The 13,709-nt window shown below is 62.6% G+C and carries 13 protein-coding genes and 1 riboswitch; of the genes, 10 read left to right on the top strand and 3 right to left on the bottom strand.

Annotated features, from left to right (window positions below; translation table 11 throughout):
* Window positions 1-18: 18 nt before the first annotated feature.
* Both O1W68_RS12815 and trpD read left to right on the top strand, forming a co-directional pair.
* Window positions 19-504 (top strand): hypothetical protein, encoded by a 486-nt coding sequence (locus O1W68_RS12815; RefSeq protein WP_269304058.1) that lies wholly within the window; start codon window positions 19-21, stop codon window positions 502-504.
* A gap of 72 nt (window positions 505-576) precedes the next feature.
* Complete coding sequence (trpD, locus tag O1W68_RS12810; protein WP_269304057.1) at window positions 577-1,650, top strand: anthranilate phosphoribosyltransferase; 1,074 nt, start codon at window positions 577-579, stop codon at window positions 1,648-1,650.
* A gap of 27 nt (window positions 1,651-1,677) precedes the next feature.
* Here the strand turns inward: trpD and O1W68_RS12805 are convergent, their stop codons facing one another.
* Together O1W68_RS12805 and O1W68_RS12800 are read right to left on the bottom strand one after the other, a co-directional pair.
* Window positions 1,678-1,953 carry an Lrp/AsnC family transcriptional regulator gene (locus tag O1W68_RS12805; protein ID WP_269304055.1) on the bottom strand — a complete coding sequence of 92 codons (276 nt, stop codon included), beginning with the start codon at window positions 1,951-1,953 and terminating at the stop codon, window positions 1,678-1,680.
* A 53-nt stretch (window positions 1,954-2,006) separates the two neighbouring features.
* Entirely contained in the window at window positions 2,007-3,737 is a 1,731-nt protein-coding gene (locus O1W68_RS12800; protein ID WP_269304053.1) for a DEDD exonuclease domain-containing protein, read from the bottom strand.
* A gap of 533 nt (window positions 3,738-4,270) precedes the next feature.
* Window positions 4,271-4,434, top strand: a riboswitch (cyclic di-AMP (ydaO/yuaA leader).
* Window positions 4,435-4,450: 16 nt separating this feature from the next.
* Between O1W68_RS12800 and O1W68_RS12790 the strand changes: the two genes are divergently transcribed.
* The 4 genes from O1W68_RS12790 (at window position 4,451) to O1W68_RS12775 (ending at window position 8,898) form a co-directional block, all read left to right on the top strand.
* Complete coding sequence (locus O1W68_RS12790) at window positions 4,451-5,008, top strand: C40 family peptidase (RefSeq protein WP_269304049.1); 558 nt, start codon at window positions 4,451-4,453, stop codon at window positions 5,006-5,008.
* Between the two features lie 365 nt (window positions 5,009-5,373).
* A complete protein-coding gene (locus O1W68_RS12785) occupies window positions 5,374-6,435 on the top strand; it encodes a C40 family peptidase (RefSeq protein WP_269304047.1) in 1,062 nt (353 codons plus the stop codon).
* The gene (locus O1W68_RS12780; protein WP_269304045.1) at window positions 6,419-7,759 is read left to right on the top strand and encodes a peptidase MA family metallohydrolase; all 1,341 of its coding nucleotides are present in this window, start codon (window positions 6,419-6,421) and stop codon (window positions 7,757-7,759) included. The genes O1W68_RS12785 and O1W68_RS12780 overlap by 17 nt, the downstream gene beginning before the upstream one ends.
* 14 nt (window positions 7,760-7,773) lie before the next feature.
* Window positions 7,774-8,898 carry a glycosyltransferase family 4 protein gene (locus O1W68_RS12775; protein WP_269304043.1) on the top strand — a complete coding sequence of 375 codons (1,125 nt, stop codon included), beginning with the start codon at window positions 7,774-7,776 and terminating at the stop codon, window positions 8,896-8,898.
* A gap of 55 nt (window positions 8,899-8,953) precedes the next feature.
* Here O1W68_RS12775 and O1W68_RS12770 read toward each other — a convergent pair whose 3' ends face one another.
* Window positions 8,954-10,762 carry an AMP-dependent synthetase/ligase gene (locus O1W68_RS12770; RefSeq protein ID WP_269304041.1) on the bottom strand — a complete coding sequence of 603 codons (1,809 nt, stop codon included), beginning with the start codon at window positions 10,760-10,762 and terminating at the stop codon, window positions 8,954-8,956.
* Between the two features lie 135 nt (window positions 10,763-10,897).
* On the opposite strand from O1W68_RS12770, the gene O1W68_RS12765 reads away from it, so the two are divergent.
* The 4 genes from O1W68_RS12765 to O1W68_RS12750 all read left to right on the top strand — a co-directional run bounded on the left by O1W68_RS12765 (window position 10,898) and on the right by O1W68_RS12750 (window position 13,631).
* Window positions 10,898-11,290, top strand: coding sequence for a polyketide cyclase / dehydrase and lipid transport (locus O1W68_RS12765; protein WP_269304040.1), 393 nt, complete (start codon window positions 10,898-10,900; stop codon window positions 11,288-11,290).
* A gap of 140 nt (window positions 11,291-11,430) precedes the next feature.
* Complete coding sequence (locus tag O1W68_RS12760; protein ID WP_269304039.1) at window positions 11,431-11,868, top strand: SRPBCC family protein; 438 nt, start codon at window positions 11,431-11,433, stop codon at window positions 11,866-11,868.
* Between the two features lie 26 nt (window positions 11,869-11,894).
* Window positions 11,895-13,169 carry an ArsA family ATPase gene (locus O1W68_RS12755; RefSeq protein WP_269304037.1) on the top strand — a complete coding sequence of 425 codons (1,275 nt, stop codon included), beginning with the start codon at window positions 11,895-11,897 and terminating at the stop codon, window positions 13,167-13,169.
* A 15-nt stretch (window positions 13,170-13,184) separates the two neighbouring features.
* The gene (locus O1W68_RS12750) at window positions 13,185-13,631 is read left to right on the top strand and encodes a hypothetical protein (protein ID WP_269304036.1); all 447 of its coding nucleotides are present in this window, start codon (window positions 13,185-13,187) and stop codon (window positions 13,629-13,631) included.
* The last annotated feature ends 78 nt before the right edge of the window (window positions 13,632-13,709 follow it).

Here is a 13,709-nt window from a genome sequence, read left to right as displayed (position 1 = left end):
TCGTGGAAGGGTTACCTCATGTCAACGAACGGTAAGACGGGTTGGTTCCGACGATGGTTTTCGCGCGCACGGTCGATCCCACTCGACCCAGCCAGGACCGATTTGCTCGTCGTGGCATCGTCCTTCGACGACGCCGAGCCATGTTCTGCGGCATTGGAACGCGGCGCACAACAGAATGCATGGGTTGAGGACGAAGAGATAGTCCTCCGGCACCACCTGATCCTGCCGCCGGACATGATCGACGACGCGGCGGCGATCGCTGCCCAGGACGGTTACGAGCGGGCCCGCGGTTCGATGACGATGGAAGCGCCCGAGATCACCGGATATCAGCCTGCCGTCGATGGAGGAATTCCGATAATCCTGCAGCGCGTTCAAGTGCTGGACGCGCTGCACTGCTCACAGGAGCGTTCTCGTATGGCTGGGCTCGCGCAACGCCGCGGCGGACTCGTGCTGGGGTGGGACGCCCTGCAGCCTGATTCCGACGCAGGCCGTGTCGCTGACTAAGCTGTCGCCACATCCGTCGGGCCACACTGGTGCCGGAGAGATGGCCGTCAGTTCAGGAAGGCACGGGAAAAGATGACCACACCGATCAACGACGAGTCGAGCAGGACCTGGAAGAGCATTCTGGGGGCATTGACGTCGTGGGTCGATCTATCGAGTGCCGATACGGCTTGGGCGATGGACGAGATCATGTCCGACCACGCCACATCCGCGCAGATTGCCGCCTTCGGTGTGGCCCTCAAGATGAAGGGGCCCACTCCGGCCGAGGTGGGAGGGCTCGCCGACTCAATGCTCGCGCATGCCTCGCTCGTCGACAGTGAACCGAAATCGGTGGACGTCGTCGGTACCGGTGGCGACGGCGCAGATACGGTGAACATCTCCACGATGGCCGCGATCGTGGCTGCCGCGGCGGGTGCTCCAGTGGTCAAACATGGGAATCGAGCGGCCTCGTCGCAGAGCGGTACCACCGATGTTCTGGAAGCGCTGGGAGTGAAATTCGGTCTCGGACCGAGTGGAGTTGCCGAAAGTGTGCGCGATGTAGGTATCGGTTTCTGTTTCGCCCCGGTCTTTCATCCCGCGCTGCGGTTCGCAGGCCCGCCGCGGAAGGAAATCGGCATTCCGACGGTCTTCAATATTCTCGGCCCACTCACCAATCCCGGTCGGCCACGATCAGGGTTGATCGGGTGCGCATTCGAAGCTTTGGTGCCGGTTGTTGCAGGGGTTTTCGCCGGCCGTGGCACGAGCGCTCTCGTGGTCCGCGGTGACGACGGCCTCGATGAGATAACGATGTCCACCACGACCAGCGTGCACGTCGTCTCCGGAGGCTCGGTTACTGCTACCACGATCGATCCGAAGGACTTCGGGTTCGACTACGAACCGCTGTCGGCGCTCAAAGGCGGTGACGCTGCGTTCAACGCGAGGGTGGTGCACGCTGTTCTAGCCGGAGAGACCGGCCCGGTGCGCGACGCAGTTCTGCTGAACGCGGCAGCCGCACTGACTGCTCATGCCGGAATAGACGAAGGAATCGACGCCGGCGACATCATCGGTGCGCTTTCTGCAGGGTTGGTGCGCGCAACGAAGGCCGTCGACTCAGGTGCGGCAGCCGCACTGCTGGCTCGATGGGTGACCCGGTCGAACGAGCTGGATTGATCCGACCGGCTCAGGCGCGGAAGTGCCTCACTCGCCGATCGAAAACCCCGCGTCGATATCGGTGCTCGAATACGACTGGAATGCAATGTGCGTCGCGGTATTCAGGACGCCGGCCACCTTGTTGATCCGTTGCGTCACTACCTCGGCGATCTGCTGATGGTCGCGGACCTTGACGATGGCGATCAGGTCGACATCTCCCGCACACGAATAGACCTCCGAAACACCGTCGACGTCCGCGACTGCTTGCGCGGTCTCAGGTATGGCACTTGCCTCGGCGTCGATCATGACAATGGCGTGGATCATGGGTCTCCCTCATTGGATGCGCGAACACGCGTACGTTTCGACTCCCCGCGAGCTTAGAGTGCGTGCCGGTCCGGGTACGGCGACGCGCGGTACTCGTGACGGGATGCGGCGCGAGAGATGCTGCACCAGTCTTTCCAGGCGCCAGCGCCGTATGCCGGCTCGGCGTACCCGTCGGTGGTCCTGACTATGCGGACGCCGTCGGAGTCCAGCCACCGGGCAATGAGGCCCACCTCCTCGGGTGATGCGCCGCGCAACGTGGTGGTGTCCGGGATGACGGTCTCGGCTGCGGTGGTGATGGCCTCCACGACCGGCATCGGGTGCACGCGACGCGCGGTCGTAGCCGCGCCCGCCAGCCGCCCGTTGCGAATCACTGCGAGTTCCCATCCTCCTTCCGTAGTTCTTCTGGCGGCTACGAGTTCGGTGATTGCTGCAATCGCGGCGAGACGGTGCATTCTTCGGATCATGTCGGCGAGAACGGTGAGTCGATCACGCAGACGGGCTGCCGATTCGAAAAGCTCGGTGTCGGCGAGTTGTACGATCCGTGCTCGCGCCGCGTCCAGCATGGAGTTGTCGACGCCGTCGATCAAAGCGTGGAATCGCGTGGGATAAACCGAGTATTCGTCGGACGACAGCACACCTGCTGTCGCTGCCGCGCAACCACCTACCGCGGTCGGTGGGCAGCTCTGTCCGTGTGTTCCGGTGCGTGGGATGCGAGTGGAGCAGGTACGGATCGAAGCGAATTCGGCGATGAGCGCCGCAGCGTCTGCGGCATCACTCCGCGCTGTGAAGGGCCCGAGTGAGCTGGCTGTCGGTGTTCTCACGATGGAAAGCCGGGGGAATGCTTCGACCGTCGTGGTGATCCACCATCCCTTTTTGGGGAACTTCGATCGGCGGTTGTACGGCGGGATGTGCGCGCTCAACAACCGGAGTTCGCGTACGCCTGCCTCGAGGCCGTGAGCACACTCCACGTAGTCGACATCGACAGCAAGGCCGACCATCTCCTTCATCCGTCCGCGAGTTTCCGAACCGGTGAAGTAGGTCCGGACTCGACGTTGCAGATTGGTCGAGGTACCGACGTACAGAACCTCTTTGCCGGGGCCCTTGAACAGGTATACCCCCGGGGTTCGGGGGAGGTGGGCCGCGAGAGAACGTTTCGCGCGCTGTCCGGCGGATACGTTCGGGAGATAGTCCACGAGTTCGGCGTAGCTGTGCACACCCTGATTTCCGACGCGCTCGATCAGCGCGTGCAGCACGTCGACCGTCGCGCGGGCGTCGTCCAGGGCGCGGTGAGTCGGCGTGGTGCCGACGTCGAACAACGATGCGAGAGCCGACAACTTCACTGATGGTGCTTCGTCGCGGGTAAGCACACGACGCGCCAGTTTGACGGTGCACAACACTTGGAACTTGGGCCAGGCGATGTCCAGTCGGCTGGCGGCGGCTCGGAGGAAACCGGTGTCGAACCCCGCATTGTGGGCGACCAGGACTGCGCCCCGGGCGAATTCCAGGAAGCCGGGAAGTACACGCTCGATGCGCGGGGCGTCGATCAGCATCGCGGACGTGATTCCGGTCAGCTCGACGATGTAAGGCGGAATCGACCGGCCTGGATCCACGAGTGTGGCGAACTCTCCGATCACCTCACCTCCACGGACCTTGACCGCCCCGATTTCGGTGATTGCTTCGGTATCGGCGCTGCCACCCGTCGTCTCCAAATCGACGATCACGAAAGTCGTCTGATGCAACGGTGTGTCCAGTTCATCGAACGTCAGCTGGATCGGAAGAGTCACGGAACAGGACGGTAGATGGCGGTACCGACAGAATCGTGTGTTGCCTCCTCAGCGGAAGGCGTGTCGTACCCCGTCGCTACGTTCACCCGAAACGGGTCGGAATTTCGAGCCGAAACACAAAAGAGACGAGGATCACATGATTGTGGATTGCAGCGATTGCAAGGTTCGCGACATCGCGTGCGGAGACTGCGTCGTAACTGTCCTTCTGGGGCCTCCGGGAGCGGCCGGTTCGGTCGATGTCGGAGTCGGTCACGAAGGCTCGAAAATAGACATCGACCAGGCGGAACTGGGCGCAATCGGGGTTCTGGCAGACGTCGGTCTCGTCCCGCGTTTACGTCTGGTCGTGGAAGCAGGCGACGCTTCCCGAAGCTCGTCGTTACCGTCTTGTGATTCAAGCGCGGATCTACGTGCGATGTAGTCCGATTTTCAGATATTCGTGACTCTTCGGCGCGTTGGGGTCGACACGGAGCTATGCCATTTCGTAACCTTCCTGAGACCTTGCGGAGTCTCGCCAGTCCAGACAGGAGTGGCGTCGCAAGTCACCGCCTAATCGGGCACTCGACAGAGTGGCCGTACCGGGAACCCGATTTCTACTGGGGTGAATCCCGCCGGATCGCAATTATGCGAACGGTGGGTAGGGCTGATCTTCCCAGCCCGAACCCGTCAGCTAACTCGGTCGGCGGATGAGTGGAAGAAACGGAGCACAACCTCTCGTGGCGTCACATACTTCAACCCGCCAATTGCGTCGAATACTCGTAGCCGGCGCGATCACTGCCGGCGCGGTCATCCTGCCCGCTGCCCCCGCAATGGCGGCCCCCATCACGATCCCGGGTGTCGGTACGTTCGAAATACCAGAGATCCCGGGCATGCCCCCGCTGCCGGCCGTCCCCGGGCTACCCGGCGCGCCGGCACCTATCGCTCCCCAGGTCACGCCTGCTGCGAAGGCTGTGCAAGCCGCAGAGTCCAAGGTCGGTTCCCCGTACGTCTACGGTGCATCCGGTCCTGACTCGTTCGATTGCTCGGGTCTGGTGCAGTGGGCATACAAGCAGGCCGGTGTCAGCTTGCCCCGTACGAGCTACGACCAGGCGTCCGCTGGTGTTTCGGTATCTCAGTCCGACCTCCAGCCGGGAGATGTCGTCTCCTTCTACGGTGGGTCGCATTCGGGTATCTACGCAGGCGGCGGCAACGTAATCCATGCATCCACCTCAGGTGTTCCCGTCAAGGTTGCACCGGTGTCGTCGATGCCGTTCGACGGAGCTCGTCGATACTGATTCGTGTGATCGGTGCGCAAACAGCATCAGGACCCGGTCGCGTCGGCCGTGGACCTGATGCTGTTTCGTCGTTTCGGAGGGCTCGAGACGTGCGTGTCCGCACCTTGATTCGGTCATGGTTGGACACAGGCGTGATGATTCCGTAATCTTGCCGAGTCCTGACTGTGCAAAAAGTCCGAATGCTTGAAAAGTTCCGCTGTATCCGACTTCATTCTCGCCCATGTAACGAAACTGATGGGTAGAGTTTGTTATCAGTCAATCATGCGCACTTCAGTCGTTTGTGCACTGGTGAGCGAACGTCGCAGCAAATCTGCACTGCGCCATTGCTTCATCGACACACCTGCAAGAACGGAGAGTCACCTTCTGTGGCGACACCGACAGTCAAGAACGTTGTCCGATCCAAGCGCAGCGTCCTCGCCGCTGCAGCGTGTGCGCTGTGTCTACTCGTGGCGCCGGCCGCAACAGCCCAGGCGCAACCTGGCATCGACAGCGCATCCGATGCTCAGACGCGGTTGTCGGACCTTGCGCGTGAGTCCGAGCAAACGACCGAAGCTCTGCACAACGCGCAAATAGATCTCGATGCCAAGACCGCAGTACAGCGTGAAGCAGACGCCGCCGTCGAGGCCCATCGGAGCGCGCTCGCGGTCGCCGAGGCGGCGTTGGCCGAGCTGAAGCCCGCCGTGGACAAAGTTGCCAACGTCAACTATCAGGGTGGTCGGACAAACAGGCTGTTCGCCGTGATGGTCAGCGATTCACCGCAGCAACTTTTGGACCAAATGTCGGCCCTCGACATCATTTCCGCGGAGACTTCCCGGCAGGTGGGGCAGTTCAAGCAGGCGACGTCCGATGCCGCTGCGGCCGAGGAAGCCTCACGTTCAGCTGCAGACGAGGCGCGCACGGCTGCAGATCAGGCGAAGATGGTCAGCGATGATCTGCAGGCCAAGCAGAGCGAACTTCAAGGGCAAACGGCAGAGGTGATGGCGGCGTTCAGTGCGCTGTCCGGCGCCGAACGGAGTGACTACGCAGGCAGCCCGCTACCTCCAGGATTCGATCTGTCGAAGATAATCGCGGGTTTGGTTCCGGGGTCGGGGTCCGGTGCTCTGCAGGCAGGTTTGACGCAGATAGGTAAACCATATGTCTGGGGCGCTACCGGGCCCGATGGCTTCGACTGCTCAGGGCTGGTCGTGTGGGCCTACAAGCAGGTCGGCAAGACGCTTCCGCGGTCCAGCCAGGCACAGGCGGCCGGCGGAACCCCAGTCGATCAGAAGAGCCTTCAGCCAGGCGACGTCGTTCTCTTCTATCCGGACGCATCCCATGTCGGTCTGTATGCCGGCAACGGCAACGTGCTGCATGCATCGACGTTCGGTGTGCCGGTGAAGGTTCAGTCGATGGCTTCGTTCCCGTTCTACGGTGCGCGCCGGTACTGATAGCGCCAGCTTGATTCACTCGATTACTGTCCGCCGCTCTTTGTCGGCGGCAGTCCTCGTCGGTGCCCTCGTATGGATGTCGGGGTGTACAGCGTCCGGCCCGCCGGCCGAGTCGACGCCGCCGATGCCCTCGAATCCGTACGAGGATCAGCGTCAGGCGGGCGTAGAAGAGCTTCTGGCGGATTGGGCGGATGCGGTCTCCTCCAACGACGCTGCCGCGCTCGAAGCTCTGGTCGACCCGGCAGCATCACCTGAGTTCCTGCAATCGCTGATCCGCACCGCATCCGACCTCTCGGATGTGCCGCTGTCCGAGTGGGGCTACGAGATCGTGGACGAGCCGGAAACGCCCGTCCCGTCCGAGGTAGCCGAGCGAGTGGCGGCCGCCGATGTGTGGGCGCCGTCGGTGGTTCTTCGGTATGGCGTCGACGGGCCGGATGATCTACCGACCCGCAGACCCATTTCGCTGCTGGTGGCCGAGCGCGACGACAGATGGCGACTGGTGTCCGACACGGACATACCCGGTATCGACCGGCATACCTGGCGAGGACCGTGGGACTTCGGGCCGGTGACGGTCACGCCGATCGCGACGGCCGGGGGAACATCGATGGTGTTGGGAAAACGAGAGCAGGATCTTCTCACCTCTCGGCTTGCCACCGAGTTGCCGGCCGCTGTCGAGGCAGTGGCGGACTTCGTGGGTGACGACTGGCCGCGCAAGACGCTGGTAGTGACGACGAGTTCCACAGACGAGTTCCTCGCTTCGGCAGGGGGAGTTGCAGGTCCGGACGTGGCGGCTGTGTCCGTCTCTGATTTTGTCGTGCCCGGCGATCCGGTGACTGGGCAGCGTGTCATCTTCTCTCCCTCCGCCGCAGAGCGATTGACCGACTTCACTACTCGCTCGGTCCTGCGTCACGAACTCACGCACATCGCCGCTCGCGCGAACACTGTCGACGGATCCCCGACGTGGATGCTCGAGGGGTTCGCGGACTATTCGGGATATCGCGGATCGGGTGTCGACTTCGCCACGCTGGCGCCGACCCTGAGTCGTGCAGTCCGGGCAGGTGGACCGCCCACGGTTCTCCCGGCAGACTCCGATTTCTCGGCAGGTGGGCTCCGTTCCACCCTCGCCTACGAATCCGCATGGTCCCTGGCAGCGTTCGTCGCCGAGCGGTACGGCGAGCAGGTGCTCCGAGATCTTTACGCGCAGTTGGCAACCGGTCCGCACGCAGACGCCGAGATCAGCGCGGGTCTCGAAGCGACTGTCGGGTCGAGACCCGACACGTTCATCGCGGACTGGGGGGCTTGGGTTGCGCAGAATGCGAGCTGACCTACGGTAGTGCAATGGGTCGGACGCTCTTGGTAACGAATGACTTTCCCCCGCGTCCCGGAGGTATTCAGTCCTATCTCCAGAGCATTGCGGATAGGTTCCCACCCGAAGAACTGGTGGTGTATGCCCCCCGATGGCGGGGCGATAGTCATGTCGCGTTCGATGCGGGCCAGCCGTACGAGGTAGTTCGGCATCCCACGACGTTGATGCTCCCGACGCCGCTGGTGGCGCGAAGAGCTGCGCGGCTTGTGAAGTCGCACGATTGTGACAGTGTGTGGTTCGGTGCGGCAGCGCCGCTCGCTGTGATGGCTCCAATAGTCAGACGCGCCGGGGCAGAGACGATCATCGCCAGCACCCATGGTCACGAAGTGGGATGGTCGATGATTCCAGGTGGTCGCGGAACGCTGCGTGCGATCGGCAACTCTGTCGACACCGTGACGTATGTAAGCAAGTACACGCGAGGACGGTTCGCGTCGGCTTTCGGTCCGCAGGCCGCGCTCGAGCATGTGCCGCCGGGTGTCGACACCGATAAATTCAAACCGGATTCCGCTGCGCGAGCAGAACTTCGGGCTCGTTACGGGTTGGGGGATCGCCCGACGATTCTGTGTCTTTCCCGCTTGGTGCCGCGCAAGGGACAGGATTTTCTCATCCGGTCGATGCAGGGGATCAGAGAAGCGATCGACGGTGCGGTTCTGGTCATCGTCGGTGGCGGGCCGTACGAGGGCACCTTGCGCGGGCTGGCCCGAAGCTGCGACGTGGAGGAACACGTGATCTTCACTGGCACAGTCCCTTCGGCGGAGCTGGCCGCGCATCACACGATCGCGGATGTCTTCGCGATGCCGAGCAGAACTCGCGGCTGGGGGCTCGATGTCGAGGGCCTGGGAATCGTCTACCTGGAAGCATCGGCGTGCGGCGTGCCGGTCGTCGCCGGCATGTCCGGTGGCGCACCGGAGACGGTGCGGCAGAACGAAACCGGACTTGTAGTCGATGGTCGTTCGGTCGAGCAGATCACCGAGTCGATCGTCCGAATTCTGTCCGATGCGACGCTCGCCGCATCGATGGGCGCGGCCGGACGTGAGTGGGTCGAAAAGAACTGGCGCTGGGACACTCTCGCGCACAAGTTGCGCGGACTGCTCTGACCCGCGGCCTGTTCCCTTGTGCGCGTGGTCGGCACACAAGGGAACAGGGCGGTGACTACTTGGAGTAGATCGCTTCGACGTCGTCCGCGTAGGACTTCGTGATCACATTGCGTTTGAGCTTCATCGTAGGTGTCACCTCGCCCGCCTCCTCGGTGAAGTCGTTCGGCAGGATCCGGTACTTCTTGATCCCTTCGGCGTGTGAGACCGACTTGTTTGCCTCAGCGATCGCCGCATCGATCTCTGCGATCAGGTCCCGGTCGGTGGTCAGGTCGGCAGCAGATGAATCTGCGGGTTTGGAGTTGCGCGCCTTCCAGCCGGTCAGAGCGTCGGTGTCGAGCGTCAAGAGCGCGCCGATGAATGGCTTCTGATCGCCGACGACGATTGCTTGACTGATCAGGGCATGCGCGCGCAGTTGATCTTCCAGACCTGCGGGCGAGACGTTCTTCCCACCTGCGGTGACGATCAATTCTTTCTTGCGGCCGGTGATCGTGATGTACCCGTCGGCGTCGAGCGAACCGAGGTCGCCGGTACAGAACCATCCGTCGTCCAGGGACTCGGCAGTCGCTTCTTCGTTTCGCCAGTAGCCGGCGAACACAACAGGGCCGCGCAGCTGAATTTCGCCGTCGGGGGCGATACGGACGGTATTGCCGGGGAGGGGTCGACCGACACTGCCGACGTGTTGATACCCGATCGTATTCACCGCAAAGGCAGCACTGGTCTCGGTCAGTCCGTATCCCTCGTAGATCGGTACCCCGATTCCGCGATAGAAGTGGCCGAGTCGTGCGCCGAGCGGAGCGCCGCCGGAGATTGCCAGCTTGCAGTTGCCACCCAGAGCCGCACGGAGTTTCGAGTAGACGAGTTTGTCGAACACTGCATGCTTGACCCGAAGAACGATTCCGGTGGAGCCGTCGTCCTTCGACTGGCTCCACGCGACAGCTGTGTCGGCGGCCGCGTCGAAGATCCTTCCCTTGCCGTCGGCGTGTGCCTTCTGCTTCGCGGTGTTGAACACTTTCTCGAACACTCGAGGAACCGACAGGATGAAGTCGGGTTTGAACGACCCGAACGTCGCGACGAGGTTGGGTATGTCGTTCGTGTGGCCGACTGTGGTCCCCGCATCGAAGGCCGCAATCGTGACGGCGCGGGCCAATACGTGCGCGAGCGGCAGGAACATCAGGGTCCGCGTGCCGCCCCTCAGCAGTGTCTTCAGCGTCGTCTCGCGGATTCCCTTGGACTCCGCAAGGAGATTGGCGTGGGTGAGCTGTACGCCCTTGGGGCGGCCGGTAGTACCGGAGGTGTAGATGAGGGTCGCCGGATCGGACGAACGTAGGGCAGCGACACGCGCCTCGACCACGCCATCGGCAGTGGCCGCGCCGAGTTCGGTCAATTCGTGGATCGCGCCGGTATCGGCTGTTGTACCGTCCACCTGGAACGTCCTACGTACCGTCGTCGACGCTGTGACGACGTCGGCGGTTTCGTCGCGGTGCTGCCCGTTTTCCAGCACGAGTAGAACCGGCTCGGCGTCGGAGAGAATCCACTCGACCTGATTGGCAGATGATGTCTCGTAGACCGGAACCGTCACGCCGCCTGCCGCCCAGATCGCATAGTCGAGTACCGACCATTCGTAGCGCGTCGAGGACATCAATGCGACGCGATCACCCTGCTCGACACCGGAGGCAATCAGTCCTTTGGCAACCGATACGACCTGAGTAGCGAACTGCTCGGCAGTGACGTCGGTCCAGTTGCCGTTCTCTTGGCGGAGAAACGCCACGGACTCGGGTGCCGAAGCCCGGCGGGTGAAAACGGAATCGACTGCCGATTCCCCGTCCTCGATTTCGAATCGGGCGGGCACAGTGAACTCACGCACGGGGGTACCTCCAACAACGGATCGGTTAGCTCTACTCACGAGTAGCTCGGATTGTTTGTACTGTAGTCCGGCTTCAAGTAGCAGTTCGACCGCCTCAGGTGCAGCGCCGCGAAAGATATATGTGAAGCTCTTTCGATGAGCAGTATCCAAGTAGCGGATCAAACTTTCATTGCTGTTCCGGGCGCGCGCGTCTCCGAGGCGATGGCGCCGAGAGATCGTTGGCGGTCGTGGTGGCCTGACCTGCGGATCGAGGTGTCCGAAGATCGGGGCGAGAAAGGCATCCGTTGGACGATCGACGGAGCGCTGACCGGGACGATGGAAGTGTGGCTCGAGGAAGTCCCGGTCCTCGACGGCGTGATCGTCCATTATTTTTTGCACGCAGAGCCACCCGCTGGACGAGAAGGACTAGACCTTGTCGGCGAGAACCGTAGGCGAAGGATTGCAGGAAAATCGATGGCATTCGCGCTCAAGCGTGAATTGGAGGCAGGCCGCGCTGCGGGCGAACGTCCGGATCACGCACGAATCTAGAGGCGAAGCGCGCTCACTTGCGGTCCCCGTTGTGCGGACAGTAGGCGATCGTGTGTGATGAGGGGCGTCGACGGCGAGCGCCGATGCCTGGGTGAGACAAGCCCATCGACACCGAATGAGAGAGGAAGCGGACCAACAGCATGGCCGAGAAAACTCAGAGGTCGATCACCGTCGACGCTCCGTCCTCACAGGTAATGGACGTGATCGCAGACTTCGACGCGTATCCGTCCTGGGTCTCGGCAGCGAAGTCAGTGGAGGTGCTGGCTACCGGCTCGAACGGTCGAGCGGACCGCGTCAAGTTCGTCCTCGACGCTGGAATGGTCAAGGACACCTACGAACTTCGTTACGACTGGGCACCGGATGGAATGGCGGTGGCATGGGAGCTCGTATCGGGTGAAATGCAGAAGTCGCAGTCGGGGTCCTACACGTTGAAGGCCACCGGTGACGGACGGACCGATGTCGTCTACGAGTTGACGGTAGATCTGAACATTCCGATGATCGGGTTGTTCAAGCGCAAAGCGGAGAAGGTCATCACCGACACCGCGCTCAAAGAGCTGAAGAAGCGGGTCGAAGGCTGAGCGAGCCTCGCACCGACGCCCGCACCATGGTCCGACTGTTCGTCGGAAAGGGCGGAGCGGGAAAGACGACGCTTGCTGCCAAGGCTGCGATCGCGGACGCCAGGTCGGGGCGTCGAGTGTTGGTGGTGTCATTCGATCAGGCACATTCGTTGCTCGATGTTCTCGGACGCCCACCTTCGGATGATTCGACGTCACCGGCCGGTAATCGGCCCAGGTCGGTCGCCGAGGGACTCGATGTTCTCGAGTTGAATACCTTGGCGCTACTGGAGGCGAGCTACCGATCGATCTCGGCCATCGTGTCGTTGGCAGGAACGGGGCACGAACACGGCGTTCGTTTCGGCGGTATCGACCCCGAAGAGATCGTGGGCGCGCCGGGAGCCCAGGAACTCCTCGGGTTGCATCGGCTGGTCGAACTGGTGGACGAAAGAATTTGGGACACAGTGTTCGTCGACCTTCCGGCAACCGCTGATGCGTTGCGCACCCTGGCGCTTCCAGACCTGCTGTGTGGCTATCTGGAACGCCTCTGGCCCCAACACGATCGGGTCGTCGCGGGTACCGGGACGGACCCACGTCTGACTGTTCTGGTCGCAGCGATGGAACGCGTCCTCGCAGACGCCGACGCAGTTCGTGAGCTGTTGTTCGATCACCGGCGAACGACGGCGACAATCGTTCTGACGCCGGATTCGGTCGGGGTCGCGGAGGCACGTCGGACGATGTCGGCGGCTGCATTGATGGGCTTGCCGGTCGCCGAGGTGATCGTCAACAAGGTTCTGCCAGACCTCGAGTCACCGTCGATGGGGCTGGTAGGTGTGCACCCGGCGGTATTCTGGTTCGAGAGTTGGCGCGCAGCCCAGCAGGCCCGCCTTGCCGACGTCGAGCAGCTTGCGCGGGGTTGTTCGTTGCTGGTCGTGGAACAAAGTGCAGACGAACCGGTAGGGTTGGCATCTCTCCGCGCGCTGGAGACTCGGGTGGGTGTCGTCACAGTGAATAACCGAGCGGGGTCCGGGCGATCGGGTGGGGCCGAGGTCGCCGCACGCCAGTTCGATAAACCAGTGGTGGCGCACGAGTCGGGATCGGGGTTGGAATCGGTGTACACGATGACGCTGCGTCTCCCGGTCGTCGACCCGTCGACGGTCAGTCTCGGGCGAGTGGAGGACGACGTGATCATCGGTGCCGACGGAACCCGCAAGCGGGTCCGCCTGGCTTCGGTGCTGCGTCGTTGTGTAGTTTTCGGCGCCGAGTTCGAATCCGGAAATCTCGTGGTCCGTTTCCGGCCCGACCCGGCCCTGTGGCCGGCCTGAAAGGTGACGCTGTAGATGACCACCGAGCATTCCGACGTCGCAGCCGAGCTGTGGGCGTTGGCCGAAACCGTGCTCACACGCGTCGAGCCGATGCTCCGCCAAGCCGTCGCCGATCAGCAGGAGCGCCCACGTCAGGGATGCAGTTGGTGCCCGGTGTGTGCATTGTCTGCGTTGATCAGGGGCGAGCAACACGATCTACTCACAGTTCTCGCGACCGAGGGTGCCACCGTCATCGCAATGATCCGGCAATTGGTTGCCGAGCACATGGATGGTCCGGCTGCGCAAGCGACGCACGCCTCGACAGTGACAACCCAGGACCCAGGAGCCGACACCGCGACCGCCACCGACGGGCATGGTCCGGATCACCCGGCGGGTCAGGCTGAGGCACAGGACACGGAAGAGCCGGTAGTTCGACGAGGCGGATTCGTACCGATTACCGTCACTGTCAAGGATCCGGTGTAGTCCGATCGGGACAGCGGCGAGATTCGAGATCTGAAAGATCCGGTGAGAATCGGTAGATGCGTCGATGTCGTTTTTCGG

It is taken from the genome of Rhodococcus sp. H36-A4 (genome assembly GCF_027158005.1).
Classification (GTDB): domain Bacteria; phylum Actinomycetota; class Actinomycetes; order Mycobacteriales; family Mycobacteriaceae; genus Rhodococcoides.
Note: the sequence above shows the minus strand (reverse complement) of the source record. Positions and strands in the feature narration are given on the sequence as shown.